The sequence below is a fragment of the Rhizobium sp. ERR 1071 genome, assembly GCF_007828675.1.
Classification (GTDB): domain Bacteria; phylum Pseudomonadota; class Alphaproteobacteria; order Rhizobiales; family Rhizobiaceae; genus Rhizobium; species Rhizobium dioscoreae.
The window spans coordinates 124,975-150,033 of record NZ_VITM01000010.1; the positions used below are offsets into that span (position 1 = coordinate 124,975).

The 25,059-nt window shown below is 59.3% G+C and carries 22 protein-coding genes and 1 pseudogene; 9 read left to right on the top strand and 14 right to left on the bottom strand.

The genetic code is table 11. The annotated features are described in order from the left end of the window. Window positions 1–5: 5 nt before the first annotated feature. From FBZ99_RS26465 to urtA, 7 genes and pseudogenes are all read right to left on the bottom strand, one after another. On the bottom strand, window positions 6–1,253 hold the full coding sequence (locus FBZ99_RS26465) for an efflux RND transporter periplasmic adaptor subunit (RefSeq protein ID WP_145635753.1): 1,248 nt from the start codon (window positions 1,251–1,253) through the stop codon (window positions 6–8). 863 nt (window positions 1,254–2,116) lie between these two features. Beyond that, window positions 2,117–2,317 carry a hypothetical protein gene (locus tag FBZ99_RS26470; protein ID WP_069613983.1) on the bottom strand — a complete coding sequence of 67 codons (201 nt, stop codon included), beginning with the start codon at window positions 2,315–2,317 and terminating at the stop codon, window positions 2,117–2,119. 273 nt (window positions 2,318–2,590) lie between these two features. After that, window positions 2,591–3,286, bottom strand: coding sequence for an urea ABC transporter ATP-binding subunit UrtE (urtE, locus tag FBZ99_RS26475; RefSeq protein ID WP_113419962.1), 696 nt, complete (start codon window positions 3,284–3,286; stop codon window positions 2,591–2,593). A 1-nt stretch (window position 3,287) separates the two neighbouring features. After that, entirely contained in the window at window positions 3,288–4,043 is a 756-nt protein-coding gene (urtD, locus tag FBZ99_RS26480; protein WP_069613981.1) for an urea ABC transporter ATP-binding protein UrtD, read from the bottom strand. A 93-nt stretch (window positions 4,044–4,136) separates the two neighbouring features. Continuing rightward, window positions 4,137–5,208, bottom strand: a pseudogene (gene urtC / locus FBZ99_RS26485) (urea ABC transporter permease subunit UrtC); the annotation flags it as partial. Continuing rightward, window positions 5,205–6,830, bottom strand: coding sequence for an urea ABC transporter permease subunit UrtB (urtB, locus tag FBZ99_RS26490; RefSeq protein WP_113355313.1), 1,626 nt, complete (start codon window positions 6,828–6,830; stop codon window positions 5,205–5,207). The gene urtB and the pseudogene urtC, both read right to left, overlap by 4 nt. Before the next feature lie 67 nt (window positions 6,831–6,897). Beyond that, window positions 6,898–8,187: an urea ABC transporter substrate-binding protein gene (urtA, locus tag FBZ99_RS26495; RefSeq protein ID WP_069613978.1), complete on the bottom strand. Its 1,290-nt coding sequence runs from the start codon at window positions 8,185–8,187 to the stop codon at window positions 6,898–6,900. Between the two features lie 229 nt (window positions 8,188–8,416). On the opposite strand from urtA, the gene FBZ99_RS26500 reads away from it, so the two are divergent. Both FBZ99_RS26500 and FBZ99_RS26505 read left to right on the top strand, forming a co-directional pair. Continuing rightward, window positions 8,417–11,806: a hybrid sensor histidine kinase/response regulator gene (locus FBZ99_RS26500; RefSeq protein WP_145635757.1), complete on the top strand. Its 3,390-nt coding sequence runs from the start codon at window positions 8,417–8,419 to the stop codon at window positions 11,804–11,806. Further along, window positions 11,799–12,722, top strand: a complete 924-nt coding sequence (locus FBZ99_RS26505; RefSeq protein ID WP_145635760.1) for a response regulator — start codon at window positions 11,799–11,801, stop codon at window positions 12,720–12,722. The genes FBZ99_RS26500 and FBZ99_RS26505 overlap by 8 nt, the downstream gene beginning before the upstream one ends. A gap of 2 nt (window positions 12,723–12,724) precedes the next feature. Here the strand turns inward: FBZ99_RS26505 and FBZ99_RS26510 are convergent, their stop codons facing one another. From FBZ99_RS26510 to FBZ99_RS26525, 4 genes are all read right to left on the bottom strand, one after another. After that, window positions 12,725–13,057 (bottom strand): hypothetical protein, encoded by a 333-nt coding sequence (locus FBZ99_RS26510; protein ID WP_113331606.1) that lies wholly within the window; start codon window positions 13,055–13,057, stop codon window positions 12,725–12,727. A gap of 62 nt (window positions 13,058–13,119) precedes the next feature. Further along, window positions 13,120–13,374 (bottom strand): hypothetical protein, encoded by a 255-nt coding sequence (locus FBZ99_RS26515; RefSeq protein WP_113419965.1) that lies wholly within the window; start codon window positions 13,372–13,374, stop codon window positions 13,120–13,122. A 45-nt stretch (window positions 13,375–13,419) separates the two neighbouring features. Further along, a complete protein-coding gene (locus FBZ99_RS26520; RefSeq protein ID WP_113331605.1) occupies window positions 13,420–13,899 on the bottom strand; it encodes a DUF2442 domain-containing protein in 480 nt (159 codons plus the stop codon). A 15-nt stretch (window positions 13,900–13,914) separates the two neighbouring features. Next, a complete protein-coding gene (locus FBZ99_RS26525) occupies window positions 13,915–14,157 on the bottom strand; it encodes a DUF4160 domain-containing protein (RefSeq protein WP_113331604.1) in 243 nt (80 codons plus the stop codon). 356 nt (window positions 14,158–14,513) lie between these two features. Here FBZ99_RS26525 and FBZ99_RS26530 point away from each other — a divergent pair, with 356 nt between their 5' ends. Beyond that, on the top strand, window positions 14,514–15,311 hold the full coding sequence (locus FBZ99_RS26530) for a creatininase family protein (protein ID WP_113331851.1): 798 nt from the start codon (window positions 14,514–14,516) through the stop codon (window positions 15,309–15,311). On the opposite strand, the gene FBZ99_RS26535 is transcribed toward FBZ99_RS26530, so the two are convergent. Next, a complete protein-coding gene (locus FBZ99_RS26535) occupies window positions 15,299–16,267 on the bottom strand; it encodes a LysR substrate-binding domain-containing protein (RefSeq protein WP_113331850.1) in 969 nt (322 codons plus the stop codon). The genes FBZ99_RS26530 and FBZ99_RS26535 overlap by 13 nt on opposite strands. A 184-nt stretch (window positions 16,268–16,451) precedes the next feature. Here FBZ99_RS26535 and FBZ99_RS26540 point away from each other — a divergent pair, with 184 nt between their 5' ends. The 6 genes from FBZ99_RS26540 to FBZ99_RS26565 all read left to right on the top strand — a co-directional run bounded on the left by FBZ99_RS26540 (window position 16,452) and on the right by FBZ99_RS26565 (window position 22,609). Continuing rightward, entirely contained in the window at window positions 16,452–17,468 is a 1,017-nt protein-coding gene (locus tag FBZ99_RS26540; RefSeq protein ID WP_113331603.1) for an ABC transporter substrate-binding protein, read from the top strand. Window positions 17,469–17,616: 148 nt separating this feature from the next. Next, window positions 17,617–18,441, top strand: coding sequence for an ABC transporter ATP-binding protein (locus FBZ99_RS26545; protein WP_113332097.1), 825 nt, complete (start codon window positions 17,617–17,619; stop codon window positions 18,439–18,441). Continuing rightward, window positions 18,441–19,307: an ABC transporter permease gene (locus tag FBZ99_RS26550; RefSeq protein ID WP_113332098.1), complete on the top strand. Its 867-nt coding sequence runs from the start codon at window positions 18,441–18,443 to the stop codon at window positions 19,305–19,307. The genes FBZ99_RS26545 and FBZ99_RS26550 overlap by 1 nt, the downstream gene beginning before the upstream one ends. Then, window positions 19,307–20,620, top strand: coding sequence for a cytosine deaminase (locus tag FBZ99_RS26555; protein ID WP_145635762.1), 1,314 nt, complete (start codon window positions 19,307–19,309; stop codon window positions 20,618–20,620). Before FBZ99_RS26550 ends, FBZ99_RS26555 begins: the two co-directional genes overlap by 1 nt. Window position 20,621: 1 nt before the next feature. Beyond that, the gene (locus FBZ99_RS26560; protein ID WP_145323226.1) at window positions 20,622–22,031 is read left to right on the top strand and encodes an FAD-binding oxidoreductase; all 1,410 of its coding nucleotides are present in this window, start codon (window positions 20,622–20,624) and stop codon (window positions 22,029–22,031) included. Continuing rightward, complete coding sequence (locus FBZ99_RS26565) at window positions 22,028–22,609, top strand: NAD(P)H-dependent oxidoreductase (RefSeq protein ID WP_145635763.1); 582 nt, start codon at window positions 22,028–22,030, stop codon at window positions 22,607–22,609. The genes FBZ99_RS26560 and FBZ99_RS26565 overlap by 4 nt, the downstream gene beginning before the upstream one ends. Window positions 22,610–22,993: 384 nt before the next feature. Here FBZ99_RS26565 and FBZ99_RS26570 read toward each other — a convergent pair whose 3' ends face one another. Next, window positions 22,994–23,296, bottom strand: a complete 303-nt coding sequence (locus tag FBZ99_RS26570; RefSeq protein ID WP_113355740.1) for a hypothetical protein — start codon at window positions 23,294–23,296, stop codon at window positions 22,994–22,996. A gap of 190 nt (window positions 23,297–23,486) precedes the next feature. Further along, complete coding sequence (locus tag FBZ99_RS26575) at window positions 23,487–24,905, bottom strand: LLM class flavin-dependent oxidoreductase (protein ID WP_113421478.1); 1,419 nt, start codon at window positions 24,903–24,905, stop codon at window positions 23,487–23,489. Window positions 24,906–25,059 lie beyond the last annotated feature (154 nt).

Sequence of the window (25,059 nt, forward strand, 5' to 3'; positions counted from 1 at the left end):
TACCCTCAATTCGTCGAACCGGTGACGGTGCTCTTGTCCGCGCCGTCGGCCTTGGCCTGCTGACCGGCTTGGGCTGTGCCGGCCGCCGATGCCTGTTCAAGATTTCCGCTGGCATCGTCGACTGTCACCAGCGCGACGTTCACCTCCTGGCCGTCACGCACGCGCTGTATGCCTTCGACAACGACTCGATCTCCCTCCTCTACTCCTTTGCCGACGAGCCAGCTGTTGCCGATGCTGCGCTGAACGGTCAGCACGCGCTGCTGGATTTTGCCGTCCGCGCTGACGAAGAAAGCGATCGGTTCGCCCTTCGTGTTGCGGGTCACGGCACGCTGCGGCACGAGGAAGCTGCTTTCGGCAACGCCTTCCTGAATGGTGGCGCGCACATACATGCCCGGCAGCAGAACCCGCTCCGGGTTGGGGAAGCTGGCGCGGACATTGAGTGTTCCGACGGTCTCGGCTACAGCCGCCTCCGCAAATTCCAGCGTGCCGCTTTCCTTATACTGCGTGCCGTCCTCCAAGGTCAGACGGACCGAAACATTCTCGCCGCTTGTCTTCAGGCGCCCCTCCTCCACGGCACGTCGGAATCGCAGGAGGTTCGTACTCGACTGCGTGACGTCGACATTGATCGGATCGAGCTGGCGAATGGTGGTCAGCGCGGTCGTTTGTTCGGCAGTCACGAGTGCGCCGACCGTCACGGTGGAGGCATCGACGCGGCCGGAAATCGGCGCACGGATCTTTGTATAATCAAGATTGATCCGTGCGGTCTCGAGCGCCGCCTTGGCAGAGGCGACATCGGCCTGTGCCTGTACCAGGGTTGACTTCGCATCGTCGAAATTCTGCTGGCTGACGGCGCTCTGCGCACTCAGGCCCGCATAGCGGTCCAATTTGGCCTGGGCATTCGGCACGGCACCTTCCGCCTTCTGCAAGGCGGCGACCGCACTGTCATAGGATGCCTGGTAAGAAGACGGATCGATCTCATAAAGCACATCGCCTTCCTTGACCTCGCTTCCTTCCTTGAAATTGCGGCTGCGGATGATGCCGCCGACTTGCGGCCGAACCTCGGCGACGAGATTGGCGCTGATGCGACCGGGTAGATCGGCGGTGATCGCGACCGATTGCGGATGCAATGTCATCGCGCTAACCTCGGATTTCACAGTTCTTCCACTATTCTGTGCTGCCGGCTGTTGGCTGCAGCCAGCCAACAATATGACCACGATTCCCGAAGCCACGGTCCGCGTTAGATGTCGTTTCATATATTCCTCGTTGCGTGCGGATCAAAATCTGAAGGAAAGGAGGGAACGGAAAGGCTGGTTTCCGGCAGCACGGCTCCGCGCGAACTCGCAACCAATCCTTCGCCTCTGGGCATCATCGTCACGTCTGCCTGCAGAGGGCATAAGGCAGCTTGTCTGGCGCGACCAGGTAGCTTCCTGCCCGCGCTCCGCTTGAGTTGCGAATTGCAGCGCGACTATCGCCATGGTACCGCACGTGCTCAATCCGTTGATGATGGTGCAGACATCGGATCGTTCATGTTATTCACCGCTCTCACTGAATGAACATATTCTAACGAAGATCCGATTGATCTGTGCAAGAATCCGTACGTAGATCAAACGGATGGATAAGCATATTAGGGTCCACATCAACGATCTCCACCGTCATGCTGGTATGGGTATTCCATGGAGTGGATTGATAAACCGATGGCACGGAGATATCATACCTTCTAATTGAACCTGACTTCCTGTCCATCCAATTGCGTGATTTGAAGCTGATGATCACCACCTTAAGCCCTATCTAACATGCTCTTACAGGAGGATTACTCTCGATTTGTCACATAGCTTTGCCGGAAAATGGTCAAAGTGTGTCAATTGGTGTCGACGCGGCCAAATCATGTCGCGATATATGGCTTGGATACGGTCCTCTACTTAATGTTATCCGTTGGCATTATCACAATGTGTATCGGCATTTCTGCATGCGCGATCACCGGTTGACGACCGCTATTTAACGATCAGGCATATTGCAATGAGATCGAAGATCGGTTGTGCATGACCGCTGGATTACCGCTGACACATGCCTAAATATCACCTGAGAAGAAAGGCTTGTTACAAGCGTTCAGCCGCGCTCATTGCAGTGATGCGGCGGAGGCTGTCTTACGAATGGTGATTTCGATGCCACCCATGGACCTGCCATCATCAGTCACATCCGGTACACGTATGTAAAGGATCTCGGAATAGTTGCGGAACGTTCCGCCGATTAGCTCATATATCGCAAGTGCTGTATTTTCCGGGAGCTCTTCGACCGATACGCTTTTACGTTGCTGCATGGGATTCTCTTTCAAAAGTCGTGGCGCCCTCAAGAGATAGAATAATGTTCAGCACTTTAGCCGCGATTTGTCGCAAAGATATCCCAGGAATTCGGGAAACTGTCACAAATGCGTGAGTGCTGCTTCCACGAGAGCAGATATCATCGTACGAATAGCCCATATTGTCCGCAGTAAGATGGTCTGTAAGACCAAAGGGTGGGAGCCCCTCGGACGCCTGAGGCTCCGGCGAAAGCGGCGGCAATCCGGACCCTGGCTATGAGCAATCTCTCCTGCTCAGACAGTCAGATGGCGGCGGGCCTCTGGCGTATCCAGCGTCTCGGCCAGCCCCTCATGCACGATCTCGCCGCGATCCATGATGTAGACGTAGTCGGCAAGCTCGCGGCAGAAATCGAGATATTGCTCGACCAGCAGGATCGCCATGCCGGTGGAATCCCTGAGGTAGCGGATCGCCCTGCCGATATCCTTGATGATCGACGGCTGAATGCCCTCGGTCGGCTCGTCCAAAACCAGGATCTTCGGCCGCGTCACCATCGCCCGGCCGATCGCCAGTTGCTGCTGCTGGCCGCCGGAAAGATCGCCGCCGCGGCGCGAGAGCATGGACTTCAGCACTGGAAACAGGTTGTAGATATCATCGGGAATGCTGCGGTCGCGGCGGGAAAGCGGCGCATATCCGGTCTCGAGATTTTCCTTCACGGTCAAGAGCGGAAAGATCTCGCGTCCTTGCGGCACGTAGCCGATGCCTTGCTTGGCGCGCGCGAATGGCGCCATGCCGTTCAACGTGACACCGTTGAAAGCAACCGTGCCGGCCGACAAGGCATGCTGTCCGGTAACCGCACGCAATAGCGAGCTTTTGCCGACGCCGTTGCGCCCGAGAACGCAGGTGATCTTGCCCATCTCCGCCTTGATGGAGATGCCTCGCAGCGCTTGAGCGGCGCCATAATGCAGGTTCGCGTTTTCGACTGTCAGCATTTCATCGCCCCAGATAATTCTCGATCACCTTCGGATCACTGCTGACGAAATCGATCGAGCCTTCCGCCAGAACCGATCCTTCCGCCAGACATGTCACCTTGACGCCGAGATCCCGGATAAAGCCCATGTCGTGTTCGACCACGACGACCGAACGCGTCTTGGCGATCTCCTTCAAGAGCACAGCGGTTTCCGCCGTCTCGGCATCCGTCATGCCCGCCACCGGTTCGTCGACCAAGAGTAGCTTTGGCTCCTGCGCCAGCAGCATGCCGATTTCCAGCCACTGCTTCTGGCCATGCGAGAGATTGGCCGCCAGCTCGTCGCGCCGGTGCGACAGCCGCACCGTCTCCAGGATTTCCTCGATACGATCGCGATCCGCGGGCGTCAGCCTATAGAATAGCGTCGCAAAGACGCCGCGATTGCGGTTGAGCGCCAGTTCGAGATTGTCCCAGACGGTATGGCTTTCGAAAACGGTCGGCTTCTGGAACTTCCGCCCGATGCCGAGCTGCGCGATATCGGCCTCATCCTTCTTCGTCAAGTCGACCTGGCCGTTGAAGAACACCTCGCCCTCGTCGGGCCGCGTCTTGCCGGTGATGATGTCCATCATCGTGGTCTTGCCCGCACCATTCGGGCCGATGATGGCGCGAAGTTCGCCAGGCTCGATGACGATCGACAGTGAGTTCAAAGCCTTGAAGCCATCGAAGGAGACCGAAACGTTGTTGAGGTAGAGCATGCTGTTGGGTTTGATATCGGGGATCATGGTCCTACTCCGCAGCCTGCACGGACGGGTCGGCTTCATCCTTCGCAGCCTTGGGCGGCGGGCTTGTCGGCTTGCGCGTCTTGCCGAAATGGTGCGCTATCGTTCCGACGATGCCCTTCGGCAGGAACAACGTCACCGCGACGAACAAGCCACCAAGCGCAAACAGCCAGAAATCGGGAAACAAGCCGGTGAAGATGGTCTTGCCGCCGTTGACGAGCACCGCGCCGATGATCGGCCCGATCAGGGTCGCTCTCCCGCCGACGGCCGTCCAGATGACGACTTCGATCGAATTCGCGGGGGCGAACTCGCCGGGATTGATGATGCCGATCTGCGGCACGTAAAGCGCGCCGGCAATGCCCGCCATCATGGCCGATACGACGAAGACGAAGAGCTTGATATGTTCGACACGATAGCCGAGGAAACGCGTGCGGCTTTCCGCGTCGCGCACGCCCACAAGCACCTTGCCGAACTTCGAGCGGACGATGGCCGAGGACAGCATCAATGCCAGCGCCAGGAACACGGCCGTGATGGCGAACAGCAGCGCGCGCGTCCCATCGGCCTGAATGTTGAAGCCGAGAATGTCCTTGAAATCGGTCAGGCCGTTATTGCCGCCGAAACCCATGTCGTTGCGGAAGAAGGCAAGCAGCAGAGCATAGGTCATGGCTTGCGTGATGATCGACAGATAGACGCCGTTGACGCGCGAGCGAAAGGCAAACCAGCCGAAGACGAAGGCCAGCAGGCCGGGTGCCGCAAGCACGATAAGCATGGCGAACCAGAACTGGTCGAAGCCATACCAGAACCAGGGCAGTTCCTTCCAATTCAGGAAAACCATGAAATCGGGCAGGATCGGATTGCCATAGGTACCGCGCGAACCAATCTGCCGCATCAGATACATGCCCATCGCATAGCCACCGAGCGCGAAGAAGGCACCGTGGCCGAGCGAGAGAATGCCGCAATAACCCCAGACCAGATCGAGCGCCAGGGCGAGCAGCGCATAGGTCAGATACTTGCCGAACAGCGACATCAGATAGGTCGGCACATGTAGCACGCTCGTTTCGGGCAACAGCAGGTTCGACAGCGGCACGAGTACCGCGACGGCAAGCAGGATCGCGATGGCAATGCTGATACGGCGGTCGAGCGAGCGAAGAAGAAAGGTCGTGATCATGCTTCCACCGCCCTTCCCTTGAGGGCGAAGAGCCCGCGCGGACGTTTCTGGATAAAGAGGATGATGAGGACGAGGACGAGGATCTTGCCGAGCACCGCCCCCGCATAGGGCTCAAGGAACTTGTTGAGAATGCCGAGCGAGAAGGCGCCGACGAGCGTTCCCCAGAGATTGCCGACACCGCCGAACACCACGACCATGAAACTGTCGATGATGTAGCTCTGGCCGAGGTTTGGCGAGACATTGTCGATCTGCGAGAGTGCGACACCCGCCATGCCGGCGATGCCGGATCCCAACGCGAAGGTGAAGGCGTCGACCCACGATGTGCGAATGCCCATGGACGACGCCATGCGCCGGTTCTGCGTAACCGCCCGCATCTGCAACCCGAAGGCCGAGCGCTTGAGGAGAAGCAGCAGCGCAACGAACACGCCGAGCGCAAAGACGATGATCCAGAGCCGGTTCCAGGTGATGGAGAGATAGCCAAGGTCGAAGGAGCCGGACATCCAAGAGGGGTTGCCGACTTCCTGATTAGTCGGCCCGAAGATCGAGCGCACCGCCTGCTGCAGGATCAGCGAAATGCCCCAGGTGGCGAGCAGCGTTTCCAGCGGCCGGCCGTAAAGGAAGCGGATGACGCCACGCTCGATGATGAGGCCGACGGCGCCGGTGACGATGAAGGCGACCGGCAGGGCGATAGCCAGCGACCAGTCGAAGAGTTCGGGATAGGAGGTGCGGATGATGCTTTGAACCACGAAGGTCGAGTAGGCGCCGAGCATCACCATCTCGCCATGGGCCATGTTGATGATGCCCATGACACCGAACGTAATCGCAAGGCCGATGGCGGCCAGCAGTAGCACCGAGCCGAGGGAAAGGCCGTACCAGATATTCTGCACCGCATCCCAGAACTTCAATTGATCCTGGATGCCGGCAATGGCGGCGGCAACATCGGGCTTCAGGCTATCATCAACGGAAACCGACGAGAGAATGCCGATGGCATCGCGGCCGCCTTCGTTCTTGATCGTCTCGATCGCCGCCTTTTTCTCTGCGATCGGGCGGTCCGAACCAAGCACCGCAACCGCCTTTGCGCGTTCGAGCACACCGCGGATGTCCGCGTCCTTCTCGCTCTGCAGCGCCGTCTCGACGGCGTCGAGCGAATCCGCACTCGGCGCCTTCAAAATGGATTGCGCCGCTTCGAGCCTCGTGGCGCGATCCGGGCTCATCAGCGTCAGACCGCCGAGAGCCGCGCGAACCGCACGGCGCAGATTGTTGTTGATCTTGATCTTTCCGAGATTGTCCTTGGCTTCCTGGCCGACCACTTGCCCGGTCAAAGGATCCATCAGATCCATCATGTCGCCGGAGGATTTGGCGATAAAAACCTGATTGTCGGATTTCCTGATATAGAGATCACCGTCGGAAAAGGCCTGCAATGCCGGCACGACCTTGGGGTCACCTGACTTCGCCAAGCTCTGGACGATATCCCCGGCCTTCTGGAAATTGGCCTGGCCGAGCGAATTGATGAGGCCGTGGGCGTCTTCCTGGGCGCGCAGACCCGTGGCCGTCAGCGCCAGCACCACACAGAAGCCGGCGACCAGCGCCAGGGCGATGCGGTAAACGAATTTGTCGAACATTGCGCTAGTCCCCTCAAGCTGCCGCGGCCAGAAAATCCTGCCCGCGGCGATCTTGCGTCGGCTGCTATCAGGAGCCCTTGCCGCCGCACTTGCCGGTGGTGACGTTGAAGTTGCCGCAGTTCAGCGGCATGCGCCAATCCGAGATCAGATCCTTGCTATCAGGCAGGTAGTCGGACCATTCCTTGCCGACAACCGCGGGGGTCTGCGAAACGACGTCGAACTGACCGTTTTCCTGCACTTCGCCGATCAGGACCGGCTTGGTGATGTAATGGTTCGGCATCATGGTGGCATAGCCACCCGTCAAATTCGGCACCGAGACGCCAACGAGCGCATCGATCACCTTGTCTGGATCGGTCGTGCCGGCCTTTTCGACGGCCTTCACCCACATGTTGAAGCCAATATAGGCGGCTTCCATCGGGTCGTTGGTCACGCGTTTGTCGTTCTTGGTGTAGGCATGCCACTCCTTGATGAAGGCGGCATTGGCTGGAGTATCGACCGACTGGAAGTAGTTCCAGGCAGCCAGATGTCCGACGAGCGGCTTGGTGTCGACGCCGGCAAGCTCTTCTTCGCCGACCGAGAAGGCGACGACCGGAATATCTTCCGCCTTGACACCCTGGTTGCCGAGTTCCTTGTAGAAGGGAACATTGGCGTCGCCGTTGATGGTGGAAACGACGGCCGTCTTCTTGCCGGCCGCGCCGAAGGCCTTGATCTTGGAGACTTCCGTCTGCCAGTCGGAGAAGCCGAACGGCGTGTAGTTGATGATGATGTCCTCGTCCTTGACACCCTTGGACTTCAGATAGGCCTCGAGGATCTTGTTGGTCGTGCGCGGATAGACATAGTCGGTGCCTTCAAGCACCCAGCGCTGCACGCCTTCGTTCTTCATGAGATAGTCGACGGCCGGGATCGCCTGCTGGTTCGGAGCCGCACCTGTATAGAAAACGTTGCGTTCGGACTCTTCGCCCTCGAACTGCACCGGATAGAACAGGATCGAATTCAGTTCCTTGAAGACCGGCAGTACCGACTTGCGCGACACGGAGGTCCAGCAGCCGAATACGGCGGAGACCTTGTCTTTCTGAATGAGTTCGCGGGCCTTTTCGGCAAAGAGCGGCCAGTCGGACGCCGGGTCGACGACGACGGGCTCGAGCTTCTTGCCGAGAACGCCGCCCTTCTTGTTCTGCTCGTCGATGAGCATCAGCATGGCATCCTTGAGCGTCGTTTCCGAGATCGCCATGGTACCGGACAGCGAATGCAGGACGCCGACCTTGATGGTGTCGTCGGCCGCGAAAGCGCCGTGGAATGCTGTCGTGGACATGATGGCGCCGAGCAGCGCGCCGGAGACGAGAGTCTTGAATTTCATCTATGGTTCCCCTCTTTTGTCTGCCGCAACGGCCGGTAAACAAGGATTAACCGTTGCCTTCAGCGACTATCCGGCGCTCCTTCGGGAAACCACATACGTAAAATGACGTAGGCGCCGGGGCGAAATGTGCAGCTTTAGGCACACTCATGCCCTTAAGCACCACCTCGATCCATGTTACGACATCTCTGAACTGCCGGAGTGACGATGGCGGGACTGCTGAAGGGTAAGCATGGCTGCGCGGCAACGCATCATTCCAGTAAGACGCGAATATAACCGCTGGGTCGCGAACCAGACGCTGGAAGACTACGCCCTGCGTTTCACCGCCAAGAGCGCCCGGCAATTTTCCTCGCAACGCATCTCGCAAACCGCGATCGGCGCCATTTCCTTCCTGGCGCTGGAGGCGATCGGCGGTACGATCACGCTCTCCTACGGCACCACCAACGCCTTCTACGCCATCATTGTCGCTAGCCTCGCCATGCTCGCCGTCGGCCTGCCCATCAGCCGCTATGCCATCCGTCACGGTGTCGACATCGATCTTCTGACGCGCGGCGCAAGCTTCGGCTACATCGGTTCGACCATCACCTCGCTCATCTATGCCAGCTTCACCTTCATGCTGTTCGCGATCGAAGCCTCGATCATGTCGGGAGCACTGGAGTTGACGCTCGGCATACCCGTGTGGATCGGCTATATCATCAGCGCCGTCATGGTGATCCCTCTTGTCACCCACGGCGTGCGTCTCATCAGCCGGTTCCAGTTGCTGACGCAGCCCTTCTGGATCGTTCTCAACATCCTGCCCTTCGTCTTCATCGCCTTTGCCGACTGGGAAAAATTCGATCTCTGGCGGGCCTTTGCCGGCATCCATCATCCCGCGAGCCCGCCGGGCACCGCCGCTCCTTTCGACCTGATCGAGTTTGGCGCCGCTTCCGCCGTCATCCTGGCGCTGATGTCGCAGATCGGCGAACAGGCCGATTTCCTGCGCTTCCTGCCGCCGGACGGCCATCGCAAATGGCGTCATCGCCTCGCCATCTTCCTGGCCGGACCCGGATGGGTGATTATCGGGGCGCCGAAGCTGCTCGCCGGCTCCTTTCTTGTCGTCCTGACGCTGACGTCGGGCGTGCCGGCCGATCGTGCCGCCGATCCCGCGCAGATGTATCTGACCGCCTTCGGCTACATGATCCCATGGCACAATGCCGCGCTGCTCCTGATGGCGGCGTTCGTCATGATTTCGCAGCTGAAGATCAACGTCATGAATGCCTATGCCGGCTCTCTGGCTTGGTCGAACTTCTTTTCGCGGCTGACACACAGCCATCCCGGCCGCGTGATCTGGCTGGTCTTCAACGTCGCCATCGCCCTCTTGTTGATGGAGCTTGGCATCTACCGGCTGCTGGAGGAGACGCTTGGCATCTTCTCGATCATCGCCATGGCCTGGCTTTGCACCGTCTCCGCCGATCTTTTCATCAACAAGCCGCTGGGGCTTGCGCCTCCTGGCATCGAGTTCAAGCGCGCGCATCTCTATGACATCAATCCGGTCGGCCTTGGCGCCATGGCGCTTTCGGCAACCATCGCTCTCATCGCGCATTTCGGTGCCTTCGGCTCAATCGCCGCCTCGCTTGCACCCTATGTCACGCTGAGCGTGGCGTTCAGCGCGTCACCTGCCATCGCCTGGATCACCGGGGGTAAATATTATCTCGCCCGCAAGCCGCGCCAGAGCTGGAAGAATCTAAGTACCATCACCTGCTCCGTCTGCGAGCATCCCTTCGAGCCGGAGGACATGGCCTGGTGTCCGGCCTATGCCGCGCCGATCTGCTCGCTCTGCTGTTCGCTCGACAGCCGCTGCCATGACATGTGCAAGCCGAAGGCTCGGCTCAATACGCAGGTCGGCACGGTCGCGAAGACCTTGCTGCCGGAAAGTATCGTCGCCAAGCTCGCCACGCGCCTCGGCCGCTACGGCATTGCCGTCGCCGTGGCACTGACCGCCATGGGCGCTATTCTTGCAATGATCGCGCATCAGGTGGGCGCAGCCTCTCCCGAGACCGCCGCTGTGGTCGACCGCACGATCCTCATCGTCTTCTTTGTCTTTGCCGTCATCGCCGGCGTCGCATGCTGGTTCTATGTGCTTGCCCATGACAGCCGCGTGGTCGCCGAGGAGGAATCCTCGCGCCAGAATACGCTGCTCTTGAAGGAAATCGCCGCCCACAAGAAGACGGACGCCGCTCTGCAGGGCGCCAAGGAGGCGGCGGAGGCGGCAAACCGCGCCAAGAGCCGCTATGTGGTCGGCTTAAGCCACGAATTGCGCACGCCGCTCAACGCCGTGCTCGGTTACGCGCAGATCCTGGAGCGTGACGAGACCATTCCGGCCCCCAGGCAATCTTCCCTAAAAGTCATCCGCCGCAGTGCGGAGCATCTTTCCGGCCTGATCGACGGCCTGCTCGATATTTCGAAGATCGAGGCGGGCCGCCTGCAGGTCTATTCCAACGAGATCAATATCCAGGATTTCCTCGACCAGATCGTCGACATGTTCCAGCCTCAGGCGCAGGCCAAGGGGCTGAGCTTCATCCATGAGCGCTCCGCCGCGCTGCCCGACTATGTCCGCACCGACGAAAAGCGGCTGCGCCAGATCCTCGTCAACCTGCTTTCAAATGCCATCAAATTCACAGATGCAGGCAGCGTCCGCTTCGAAGTTAGCTACCGCAACCAGGTCGCCACCTTCACGGTTTCCGATACCGGTCGCGGCATCGCGACAAAGGATATTACCCGTATCTACGAGCCTTTCCAGCGCGGCGAAGCCGACAGCGTCAGACCCATGCCGGGGCTTGGCCTTGGTTTGACAATCACTCAGCTTCTGACGAATACGCTCGGTGGCGAGATTTCCGTTACGAGCGAGAAGGACGTCGGCTCGACCTTTCGGGTGCGTCTGATGCTGTCGGCCGTGATCCGTCCGATGAAGCCGCCGGCGCAGGAACAGCGTATTACAGGTTACGAAGGGCCGCGACGTACCGTCGTCGTCGTCGACGACAACGAGGATCACCGCGAACTGATGCGCGAGATCCTATCGCCGCTCGATTTCATCGTGCTCACCGCCGCCGGCGGCCCGGACTGCCTGGCGCTGATCGAGGGCATCAAGCCGGATATTTTCCTGGTCGATATCTCCATGCCCGGCATGAACGGCTGGCAGCTCGTTTCGCGGCTTAGGGAAAACGGCCAGACCGCGCCTATCCTCATGCTGTCGGCCAATATCGGCGATGCAGCCGCCGCGACCGACAGTGACGACAGCCACAACGACGCCATCTCCAAGCCGGTCGATATCCGCCAGCTTCGCGACAAGCTTGCGCTGCATCTCGGGCTGAAATGGCTCTATGCCGACGCCTCCGCCCCGGTCGCACCAAAGCCGCCGCTGCCGTTGAAAAGCCCTGGCATCGAGCATGTCCGCGAGCTCAGACGGCTCGGCGAAATCGGTTATATCAGAGGCATCGAGGCGAAGCTTGCGGATCTCGCCAAGCTTGAGGAAAACAAACCCTTCACCGACGCCTTGCGCGCGCATGTCCAGGCTTTCGATCTCGATGGTTTTCTAAACGTGCTGCGCAGCTTCGACATCGAAAAGGTAGAACAGATTGGCTGAGCCCGCCCTTCCCCGCGACATAGTCTTGCTGGTGGATGATTCACCGGAGGCGCTCGGCTTCCTGACGGATGCGCTCGAGCAGTCCGGCTTCTCCGTGCTGATCGCCACCTCGGGATCCGCGGCGCTTAACATCGTCGAGCGCATCACGCCCGATCTTATCCTGCTCGATGCCGTCATGCCGGCAATGGACGGTTTTGAGACCTGCCGCCGGCTGAAATCCAATGCAGGCATTGCACAGATTCCCGTCGTCTTCATGACCGGGCTCACCGAAACCGAGCATGTTGTGCATGCGCTCGAATCGGGCGGCGTCGATTATCTGACAAAACCGATCAATGTCGACGAGCTGCACGCCCGTATCCGCGTTCACCTGCGCAATGCCCGCTCCGCCCAGAGCGCCAGGGTGGCGCTCGATGCGGCGGGGCGCCATCTCCTCGCCGTGAAGGGCAACGGCGCCATCCATTGGTCGACGCCGCAGGCAACCCGCCTCATCAACGCCGCCACCGGCAGCGATGACGGCCTCGAACTGGCATCCAAACACATCGCCGCCTTCATGCTCGAGCGCGAACGACTCGGCTCGGCACGTGACAATCTTCTTTCCATCAGCAATGGCCGTCAGGCCGCATTGCAATTCACCTTCCTCGGCGCTATCGGCGCCGACGAATATCTCTTCCGCCTGACGGCCAGCAATCAGAGCGCCGATGACGAGACATTGCGTCAGAGCTTCGCGTTGACGCAGCGCGAATCCGAGGTCCTGCTATGGCTTGCCAAGGGTAAGTCGAACCGCGACATCGGCGAGATCCTCGGCCTTTCGGCCCGCACGGTGAACAAGCATCTGGAACAAATCTATGTGAAGCTCGGTGTCGAGAACCGTGCATCTGCGGCAGTGAAGGCCGCGCATGTCCTACATCGGCCGTGAGGTCAATCCCCATCTGCAACGCGCAGGCAGGAGAATTTCCTACTGAGCGGAGCTCCATGATGCGTCTGGAGATTTGGAGCCGATAACGAACTCGCTTTCAAAGCTATCGCGTACATCGCTATCGCTCCGGTCGATGCGACACTATTCTTGGCGGCTCCAACACCGTCTTCGAGCTTCTCCATTGCAAACCGAGCGAACTTTTTTTGTCCCGCTGGGTCCACAGTCATCGTGAACGGAACAAGCGGGCCTCCACCATCTTCAATGCTCGTGAATCCGTGGTCGATGGCAAGAAAGACAAAGCCAGCGAAGTCTTGGGATGGATTGAAATCGTTCATGCCTTGCATTCCGGAAATTGGGTCGGCTGACAAATAGAACCAAGAAAGGTTCTATTGTTTGATCAATAAGCTACCCCGTAGCGCCGTGAAAACGCTGCTCGCCCCTCGATCTCGGCTATTTTGGAAGTAGTATGCATACCGTCACTGGGAAGCGTTACCCAGCCTTCGGCTATGATCTTTCCCTCATAGTGCGAAACATAATGGTACTGCTCCGCATATGTATAAAAGCCATCTTCCCTCCGTAAAACAACCATTCGGCGTTTTGGATGGAGGGCGGCGCCTATTTCGGCAATGTGCAGTTCTTTCTCTAGCTCCATTTAGGTCCCCGATGGGCTCTAGGTGTAACGAATTTCGGGCGTCGGCTATGCGGCTTTCGGCCTGCCGTTCTGACGCGGCCGGTAATGCGCATGCATCAAGAGAGGGTCGCGCTGGCTAGCGCGCAGCAGCATCTTAACGGCATGGCTGACGGGAGCGCCGGCACGATAGTTCTTCCACGTGCGCAGGCTAACTCCAAGAAAGTCCGCAGCCTCGTTATTCGAAAGCCCAATCTCTTCCTGCCATTTCCGCAGGTCCTCGACATCAAAATCGCGCTGATCCTCGGCAATTTGGAAAAGGTGATAGGCATCGATCGCCAAATCTTCGCCGGCCCATTCGACCGTTGCGCCATAGTCCGTGACTTCGGCGGTTTTCCAGACATCAGGAGACTTGAGGGGGGCGAGCAATTCGCCGCCGGTCGCAATCCAGCCAACGAGGTTTGCGGAAGCCTCAGCGCCGCCCTTCCACTTGATTGCCAGCGTCATGTTTGACGTTGGCGTTACGCTTTCAATTCGCGGCAGATCCATTTCTGTTTCCTTTCCTCAAGCGATTGGAAAGCGGGGATTGGTCCGGTTCCATTCGGCGGCAATCGTCGCCTTGTTCTTCGCCGCCCATTCGAGGGCGGTGTCTTGTGCCTTGCTTGCGAGCTTACCACGCAAGATTTCCAGTGTCGCGATTTCTACCAGAGCATCCCCATCCGGGGTGAAAATGTGGAAGTGCGGGGGCAGATGATCGTTCGCATAAATCCGAATGATGATGTTTCCGATTTGAGCCAGTTTGCCCATGCGCCCCTCACTTCAATGAGTGAAAACATGGGGCATCTTATGCACTATGTAAATATACATGGTGCAATTTTTACCCCAAATATGGAGTGAAGTTATGGATCACGAGAGGTTCTTCGCGCCAGTATGCGTTGCTGCAATATCAGCGCCTCAACAAGGCAAAGCGGGAAAAAAACAAGAGGCACGGCCCGCCTAGGCCGACACCGCCGCTCTTCAGCCGAGTCTCTCGATTGGCAAATGCCGCTGTCGTTCCAGGCGTACGCAAAAAGGCAGCGGCACGGGCGCAAATTGATGCTTTCCACCGTTACCATCCTTGCCGTATCCGTTGAGTGACCAGGCGCTGACTAGAGGACATGGCAATGACGAAGCCCTTCTATTGGAATGAACTCAACACCTATGATTTCGCCGGTCTTTCACCCGACACCACCATCGCGATCCTACCGATCGCCTCGACGGAGCAACACGGCCCACACCTGCCGATTGCGACGGATGTCGCAATCGCCGAGGGCATGCTTGCCGAGTTGAAGGTCCAGCGCCCGGACGATCTCGATTTCCTGGTCCTGCCGCTGCAGGAGATCGGCAAGGCCAACGAACACGTCTACGGCCCCGGCACGCTGTCGCTCAGCGCGGAGTTACTGATCCCGGTCTGGACCGCAATCGGCGCGAAGGTCGCTGAAGCAGGCATCCGCAAGATGGCGATCGTCAACTCTCATGGCGGCAATGTCGATATCATGAGCATCGTCGCGCGCGAACTGCGCGTGCGTTACCAGATGGCCGTCGTCGCCACGCAATGGACCCGCTTCGGTACGCCTGATGGTATGATCGACGAGCATGAGCAGCGCTTCGGCATTCACGGCGGCGACGTCGAGACCTCGCTCATGCTGCATTTCCGGCCTGATCTGGTCCGGATGGACAAGGCGCAGAATTTTGCCTCCAAGGCGGAATGGATGAAGGAACATTCCAAGTATCTGCAACCCTTGCCGCCGCATTCGCTCGCCTGGATCGCGCATGATCTCAATCCGAACGGCGTGGTCGGTAACGCGGCCAATGGCACGGCGGAAAAAGGCGCGCTCATCTGCCGACATGAGGTCGCCGGCTTCATAGAAATGCTGCGCGATCTGCGGGACTATCCGCTTGCCAACCTCTATTCGAAATAGGGATCCGCGCGGCGTCGCTCGGAGGGCGGGATGATATGTCCCTTCGCCTGCAGCTCCTCGACGATCCCGGCCAATTCAGCAAGCAGGTATTCGACGAAGAGGCTGGTGGCGGCGTCCAGCGGTGCTCGCGCGCGGGCGATCAGCTTCATCGGTTGAGGCCGCGAATGCGGCTCGGCGATCGGGCGGAATACCAGCTCTCCCCGGCGACACTCCGTCAGCACATCGAGCGGATTGAGCAATGTCAGCCCTGCCCCACATTTTACCAGCTGCTTCAACATTTCCGACGCATTGCTCTCCAACACCGGCTCGACCTGCACGGAAAGGCGCGCCAGCATCAGATTGATGACCTCGCGCAGGCTCGTGCCGGGCTGGGCAAGCAATAGCCGCTCCTCCACGACATCGGCGAGATTGATGGGGCCAGGCCCGATCAGTGGATGGCCGGGCGGCAGGACGACGCCGATCGGTATGTCGAAATTGGCAAGGGAGCGAATGCCCGGCATGGCCGGAATGTTGAAGCCAAGTCCGAGATCAACTTCCCCCGAGACGACCGGCGCCATCGTCGTCGATCCGGCGTCATTGCGCAGCTGGACGAAGACCCTGGGATGCTCGGAGAGAAAACGCGCGATGATCTCGGGCAGCGGCCCTGACGCCAGACCCACGGTGGCGACGATACGAACCTTACCCGCCTGCTGCATCTTGAGGCTGCGAATGCGCCCCTCCAGCCGCTCGTAATTTTTCAATACCTCGCGGATGTGCTCGATGCAGAGCTCACCGGCCGCCGTCAGCCGCAGGCCACGCGGTAGGCGCTCGAAGAGCGGCGCTCCCATTTCCTCCTCCAGTGCCAGAATCTGACGATTGACCGCCGATGAGGCCACGTTGAGGCGCGCGGCGGCCTTACGGATCGAGCCGCAGCGGGCGATTTCATTGATGTAGAGAAGTCGTCTTGAGTGCAGCATGCGCGTTCCCATTGCTTATTTTTTGCCCAGGCCGCACAATTTAGGCACAGACCCGGCAACAGATGCCGAAAAGGCATCAATGCGCACGAATTTTGATGCTTTTCAAAGAGCAACGCAACCGCTCAAATGCAGGAAATGGGCGCCAACCACGACGTCCCATGGCAGATAAAGGGAACAGTCAGCCATGTATAAAGCCTTGAAGACAAAAGCATTCCTCGCCGCTATGGGGCTCGTGGCCGCGATCATGGCGGCCGAGCCGGCCAATGCGCTCGATAAAGTCACCTACGGCACCAACTGGCTTGCCCAGGCCGAGCACGGCGGTTTCTACCAGGCGCTCGCCGATGGCACCTATAAGAAATACGGCCTCGACGTCACCATCGTACAGGGCGGTCCCAACGCGGCCAATTCGGCATTGCTGATCTCCGGCAAGCTGGATTTCTACATGGGCGGCCCGCAACAGGAGATCGATGCGGTCAAGCAGGGCATTCCGATTGTGGATGTCGCGGCTATCTTTCAGAAGGACCCGCAGGTGCTGATCGCCCATCCGGATGCCGGCGTGGAAAAATTCGAGGATCTGGCCAAGCTGCCGACGCTTTTCCTGAGTAAGGACGGCTACATCACCTATTTCGAGTGGATGAAGGCGAACTTCCCAGGCTTCAAGGACGAACAGTTCAAGCCTTACAATTTCAGCCCGGCGCCATTCCTGGCAGACAAGCAGTCCGCGCAGCAGGGCTACGTGACCTCCGAACCCTATGAGATCGAGAAGCAGGCCGGCTGGAAGCCGAAAGTCTTCCTGATCGCGGATGCCGGCTACTCGCCTTATTCGACGATGATCACCGCGCAAAAGGCACTGGTCGACAAGAACCCCGATCTCGTACAGCGCTTCGTCAATGCCTCGATCGAGGGCTGGTATAATTACCTCTACGGCGACAACAAGGCGGCCAACGAGCTGATTAAGAAGGACAATCCCGATATGACGGATGGACAGATCGCTTATTCCATCGCCAAGATGAAGGAATATGGCATCGTGGAATCCGGCGATGCGCTCGACAAGGGCATCGGCTGCATCACGGAAGCTCATTACAAGAAGTTCTTCGACGAGATGGTGCAGATCAAGCTCTTCGATGCCGATATCGACTACAAGAAGGCGTTCGATACCCAGTTCGTCTGCAAGGGCGTCGGCATGTCGCTGAAGAAGTAAGCCTAGGCACCTCCCCCGCGCGGGGGAGGTCGCCGCAAAGCGGCGGATTGGGGGTGAGAACCCGAGATAGCACCGGATCCACCCCGCCCCGGAGCTTGGCTCCGCCCCTCCCCCTCAAGGGGAGGGTGGATCAACAAAGAGCTGAACCATGCTAGTGTCCGAATCTACCAAACTCACCCAAACCGAGACACGCAAACGGCCGCTCGTCGTCATGGAACAGGTCTCCAAGGTCTTTTCCAACGGCACGCTGGCGCTATCGGGCATGTCGCTCCATGTGGAAAGCGGGGAGTTCATCAGCCTGCTCGGCCCTTCCGGTTGCGGCAAGTCGACGGCGTTGCGTATCATCGCAGGCCTTGGCGGCGCCTCCAATGGCAGGATCGATTGGCCCAGCTCGCGCATCAACGCCAAGGGTCTGCCGGAAGGAGATATCAGCTTCGTCTTCCAGGAGCCGACGCTACTTCCCTGGAAGACTGTGTTTGGCAATGTCCATCTGCCGCTGAAGCTGCGGGGCGTGTCGAAAGCGACGGCGCACGATCAGATCATGGAGACGCTGGCAACCGTCGGCCTTCAGGATTTTGCGCAAGCCTATCCGCGCGAATTGTCCGGCGGCATGAAGATGCGGGTTTCGATCGCCCGCGCTTTGGTGACGAAGCCAAAGCTGCTGTTGATGGACGAGCCCTTTGCGGCACTCGACGAAATCACGCGCCAGAAGCTGAACGACGACGTTTTGCGCCTCTGGCAGACAACAGGGATTACCGTCATTTTCGTCACGCATTCCGTCTATGAATCCGCCTATCTCTCCAATCGTATTGTCGTCATGAAGGCGCGGCCGGGCCGCGTCCATAGCGATTTTCCGCTGAAAACCAGCGGCGAGCGCGATCCGCTTTATCGTTCATCTGAAGAATATCGGCAGGTATGCGAAAAAGTATCCCGTTCCCTGATCGAGGCCATCGGCTGGCCGGAGGCCCATTGATGAGTGACAGTACCAGTCTGCCCGCCACTCTGTCCGTTGAATCTGCCGACGCACCCGCGGCCTCTGCAGCCAAAAAGCGCAGTGTGGAACGCGCGCTTGGTATCTTCGTGCCCATCCTGACCGTTCTTGCGCTTCTTGTCCTCTGGCAGCTTCTGGTCGTTGGCACCGGCATTCCGCAATATATTCTGCCAAGCCCGATCGCCGTCGCAAAGGCGCTCGTTTCCGACTGGGGCATCCTTTGGCCGGCTCTATGGGTGACGACCGAGATCACCTTCATATCCCTCGTCCTGGCGCTGATTGGCGGCGTCGGCTTCGCCATCTTTCTCGTGCAGTCCCGCTGGATCGAACTCGCCTTCTATCCGCTGGCCGTCATCTTGCAGGTGACGCCGATCGTCGCGATCGCGCCGCTGATCCTGATCTATGCGCCGACACGCGAAGCAGCGCTCTTAATTTGCGGCTTCCTCGTCGCCTTCTTTCCGATCCTCTCCAACATGGTGCAGGGATTGAAGAGCGTCGACCATAATCTGCTCAACCTTTTCGATCTCTACGGCGCCTCGCGCTGGCAGGCCTTGCTGCATCTGAAACTGCCCGCCGCTCAGCCTTATTTCATGACGGGCTTGAGGATCGGCGGCGGCCTATCGCTGATCGCATCGGTGGTCGCGGAATTCGCCGCTGGCTCGGGAGGTCCGAACTCCGGTCTCGCCTTTCGACTGCTGGAAGCGCAATACCGACAGAACATGCCGCGGCTCTTCGCAGCCTTGCTTCTCCTGTCGGCGCTCGGCGTCGCGATCTTCGCCTTCACCTCCTTCATCTCATGGCTGAGCCTGCATCGCTGGCATGAGAGCAGCCTCAAGCGGGAGAACTGATGTCCCACGCCTTCATGTCGCCACCGAACGCAGCCCGCTTTGTGCTGAGCAATGCTACCATCCCAGCCTTGACGCTCTCCGGCCTTGCGGCGCCCTCGAGTGAGGGCCTGGTCAAGGTCGATATCGTCGTCGCCGATGGCCTTGTCAGCGACATCGTCGCGCCTGGAACCGCGCCGGCCGAGTATCCCCGAGTGGATATGCGCGATGGCATGGTCTGGCCGACATTCGTCGACATGCACACCCATCTCGACAAGGGGCACATCTGGGAACGGCGGCCGAACCCGGACGGCAGTTTCATAGGTGCGCTCGATGCAGTGCGGACCGACCGCGAGGCTAACTGGTCGGCCGACGACGTGCGCAAGCGCATGGAATTCTCGCTGCGCTCGGCTTATGCCCACGGCACCGGTCTGATCCGCACCCACCTCGATTCCTTGGCGCCGCAGCATCGCATCTCCTTCGAGGTCTTCGCCTCGGTCCGCGAGGCGTGGAAGGACAAGATCGCGCTACAGGCCGTCGCCCTCTTTCCGCTCGACAGCATGGTAGACGATGCCTTCTTTGCCGATCTGCTCCGTGTCGTTCGCGACACCGGCGGCCTGATGGGCGGGGTGACGCAGTTGAACCCGGAACTCGACGCGCAGCTGAACAAGCTTTTCCGCGCAGCCGCCGATAATGGCCTCGACATCGATCTGCATGTCGACGAAACCGAGGACAAGGAGGTGCTGACGCTGAAGGCCATCGCCGAGGCCGTGCTTCGCAACGGTTTTACCGGAAAGGTGACCGCCGGCCATTGCTGCTCGCTTGCCCGACAGGATGAGAATATTGCCCGCGCCACAATCGATCTCGTCGCCAAGGCCGGGATCTCCATCGTTTCGCTGCCGATGTGCAACATGTATCTGCAGGACCGTCACGCCGGGCGCACGCCGCGCTGGCGCGGCGTCACCCTGCTGCACGAACTTGCCGCGGCCGGCGTGCCAACCGCCGTCGCGTCCGACAATACCCGCGACCCATTCTACGCCTATGGCGATCTCGATCCGGTCGAGGTGTTCCGCGAGGCCGTGCGCATCCTGCATCTCGACCATCCGCTGGATACGGCTGCGAGGGTCATCACCACCTCGCCCGCGGAGATACTTGGCCGCCCGGATATCGGGCACATAGCCGTCGGCAGCCCGGCCGACCTCGTGCTTTTCAGCGCAAGGCGCTGGAGCGAATTCCTTTCCCGTCCGCAGTCCGATCGCGTCGTCCTTCGCAAGGGCAAGGTGATCGATCGCAGCCTGCCGGATTATCGCGAACTCGACAGCGTCATTGGAGCCTGACATGCCGGATTATCAGCGCATCAAGAAAGAACTCGAAGGCATCGCCGTCGAAGACAACCCGGCGCTGGTGCGCCAGAAAAGCCGTGACTTCTACTGGTATTCGCCGATCCTGAAGGCCCAGCTCGACAATGTCACGGCCGATCTCGTCGTCACTCCGAAGACCGAGGAAGAGGTGATCCGCACGTTGAAGGTCGCCTATGCGCATGACGCTCCCGTCACGCCGCGCGGCGCCGGCACCGGCAATTACGGCCAGGCCATGCCGCTTTCCGGCGGCATCGTGCTCAATCTCGCCGCCATGAACACGATCAAGGAGATCCATCCCGGCCGCGTTGTTTGCGAGCCCGGCATCGTCATTGCCGAGCTCGATCGCCAGACCAAGGCCCATTCGGGCCAGGAGCTGCGCTTCCATCCCTCGACGGCACAAACTGCGACGATCGGCGGCTTCATTGCCGGCGGCTCCGGCGGTGTCGGCTCGATCACCTGGGGCGGGCTGCGCGATCTCGGCAACATCTTGCGCCTTCGCGTCGTGACGATGGAGGCGGAGCCCCGCACGCTCGATCTCACCGGCTGGGACCTGACCAAGGTCAGCCATGCCTACGGCACCAACGGCATCATCACCGAAATCGAAATGCCCTTGGCGCCGGCCTATGATTGGATCGACGTGCTGGTCGGCTATGACGACTTCATGGATGCAGTGCGCTTTTCAGACGCGCTTGCCAAATGCAACGGCATTCTGGTCAAGGAAATCGCCCCGATCGCCGCCCCCATTCCGTACGAATATTTCAGCCGCCACAAGCCCTATATCCGCCAAGGGCAGTCGATCGTGGCATTGATGATCGCACCGCATTCGATGGACCCATTCGTCGCCTTCACCATGCAGCAGAAGGGCGAGATCACCTTCCGCTCCGACAAGGTGGAGAGCATGAAGGGCATTCCGCACGCCTATGAGCTCGCCTGGAACCACACGACGCTGCGTGCCATCAAGGTCGATCCCAACATCACGTATCTGCAGGTGCAGTATCCGGGGCCGGATCATGTCGCCAAAGTTCAGAAGATGGTGGAGATCTTTGGTGACGAGGTGCCCGGTCATCTCGAATTCATCAAGTTCGACGGGCAGATCCAATGCTCCGGACTGCCCCTCGTGCGCTACACTTCCGAGGCACGGCTCGAAGAGATCATTAGGATTCACCAGGATCACGGCTGCCCGATCTTCAATCCGCACCGCTATACGCTGGAGGAAGGCGGCATGAAGCAGACCGATGCCGTCCAGCTTGCCTTCAAGAAGGAAACCGACCCTAAGGGCCTGCTCAATCCCGGCAAGATGATTGCCTGGGACGATCCGAATTTCGACTTCAAATCCGGCAAGAACTACCTCTTCCCCGGCCTTGCCGCGCTGATGGAGGCCTCATGAAGGTTCTCGTCCTTCATTCCCATCCGGTCGAGGAAAGTTTTGGTGGCGCGCTGCATCGCCAGACCGTCGAGAGCCTGAAACGTGCTGGACACGACGTCGACGACTGCAACCTCTATGCCGAGGGCTTCGATCCCGTGCTCTCGCGCCACGACCGGCTGATCTATCACGACCATCCCGAAAATACCGAGACGCTCAAACCCTATGTCGAGCGGCTGGAACGCACCGAGGCGCTTGTGATCGTCACTCCGGTCTGGAACTTCGGCTTTCCGGCTATCCTCAAGGGTTATTTCGACCGAGTCTGGCTTCCGGGCGTTTCCTTCGAACTCGTCAACGGCAAGGTGCGCTCGAAGCTGCAGCATATCCGCAAACTCGGCGCGGTCTTGACCTATGGCGCCGATCCATTCCGTGCCTTCATTGCGGGCAACCCGCCGAAGAAGATCGTCAAGCGCGTGCTGCGCGCGCAGATCAAGCCTTTCGCCCCGGTGATCTTCCTCGCCCACTACGACATGAACCGCTCGACGGAAGGTTCCCGCAGCCAGTTTCTGACGAAGGTCGGCCGCGAGATGGAGCGATTTTAAACGCGGCTCTTTCCAGCGGCCAGAATGACCGCGACCGCCCAACGGTCGACTCCAGAAAATGCCGGACGACACCTAACGATAGAGCATTTCCAGGAAAAACGCGCAGCCATTTTCCGTCCGGAATGCGTTTGGAAACAAGAAGATAGAGCGTTTCCGAGATTCGCGAAAAGCGGAAATGCACTCGGCCGATGGAGGCAATCCACAACACGTGACGGACTGCCGGCCCGATATTTTCCAACCGGAAAGCATGCAATTGGGCGGTGTTCCGGCTTGGGGCGAACTTCGATCCGCCTGTGCGGTTTGGGGGAATGACGGATCGCATTCCCCCAAACCGCTTCAATAATCATCGAAAGCTTAAGAGCAATTCCTGGAAAGGCGGAAGAGCTAGTTGTTCAAAGCGCCGCCGATAATGGCGCCGAGCGCGAAGGCCGCGGCGGGATACCAAAGACCATCGCTGTGACGGCGGTAGCCCGGGCGGCGATCACGGTAACCTCTGTAGCCATGATAGTAACCCGAACGGTCCTTACCCCGATAGGGCCCCCATCCAGGGCGTCCCGGTCCCCGAGGCGGCATCTTGCGATGAACTTCGTCGGGACGATCGCGATGATGACGGGGCCATTCCTGCGCGTTGGCGAAGGGCGCTGCCAGCGTTACGGCAGCCATGGCGAGAACAAAGATCTTTTTCATTGGGCTTCCTTCCTTTTCATCAGGAAACCTTAGTAATCTTAAGGTGAACAGAACGTTAACGCATTGCTACCTTAAATAGCTGGATTGCACGGAATATCTCAGAGATCCATCCGGCTCGTCGGCCCTCAGAGCATCGTCAAAGTGGGCCGAATATGCGCATGCTTCAACCGGATCGGTGATATGGCAAAACCTAGACGCCGGCCGACTGGCGTAACGGTGTGGCCACTTCCGCATCCCGACGCTTGACGGCCTCGATATCGCGATAGGCATTGGCCGGATGGGTCACCGGCAGATAAGGTCCCTCGCCGAAGAGCTTTTCGCGCAAGGTGCCCGGACGATAGGCGGTCGGATACACTCCGCGCTTCTGTAGTTCCGGAACAAGCAGATCGACCGCCGCCTCGAAGCTGTCGGGTGTTACCGCATAAGCGAGATTGAAGCCATCGATGTCCGTCTCTTCGGCCCATTCCTGCAGGATGTCGGCGATAGTCGAGGGCGATCCGACGAATACGGGACCTGTTCCGCCGATCCCACCCCATTTGGCGAGTTCCTCGACCGTCCAGGCCCGGTCCTTGCCGCCGAAGTTCTCGATCATCGAGACGATCGCATTGGTCTCGACCTTCTTCAATTCGTCGGTCGGCGCATATTGGCCGAAATCGATGCCGCTCCAGCCAGACATGAATACGAGCGAGCCGTCATAGGAGGCATAGCTCTGATATTCCTCGAAGAGCTGCTGGGCCTTTGCGTCGGTCTCCGCGATGATCAGTGTCGTGAGATTATAGATCAGCACCTTCCGTGGATCGCGGCCAGCAGCCGCAGCCCTCTGCCTGATATCGGCGACATAGGCGCGCAGAAGGCTCTTGGTCGGAGCCGCGACGAACACGCATTCAGCATGGCCGGCCGCGAAGGCCTTACCAGGCCCCGATGCGCCTGCCTGATAAAGCACGGGCGTCCGCTGCGGCGATGGCTCGCAGAGATGGTAGCCTGGAACATCGAAATACTTGCCTTTGTGGCCGATCTCGTGGACCTTGGTAGGATCGGTGAAAATGCCGCGCTCGGCATCGCGCAGCACGGCGCCCTCCTCCCAGCTTCCTTCGAAAAGCTTGTAGAGGACCTCCACATATTCGGCGGCGACCTCATAGCGGTTGTCATGGGTCTTCAGGCCGCCCTGACCGACGTTCTTCGCGCCGCTCTCCAGATAGGAGGTCACGATATTCCAGCCGACACGGCCCTTGGTGTGATGATCAGCGGTGGCGAGCCGGCGGGCAAACGTGTAAGGATGCTCGAAAGAGGTGGAGGCGGTTATTCCTATGCCGAGATGTTGGGTCGCAAGCGCGATCGGCGCCGCGAGCTGAATCGGATCATTGACCGGTATCTGCGCGGCCTGCTCGATTGCATGGTAATTCGAGCCCTTGTAGACATCGTAATAGCCGATGACGTCGGCGATGAATATGCCGTCGAAAATGCCGCGCTCCAGCGTCCGCGCCAGATCCTGCCAATAGTCCAAATCCTTGTATTTCCACGACTTATCGCGCGGATGCCTCCATAGCCCCGGGGACTGATGCGCGACGCAATTCATGTCGAACGCGTTGAATCGAATATGCCTTGTCATGCCAGCTCCGGACGAATGAGACCGCCGATCAGGCTAGGGGCAGGAATGCTATTCGAAAAGTAAACGCATAATGTCTATATACTCTATGGAGAAATATTTTTCCTGTCGCTTGCCCGCAATCCGCTATTCAATGCCTGGATTGGTGAGCGATTGG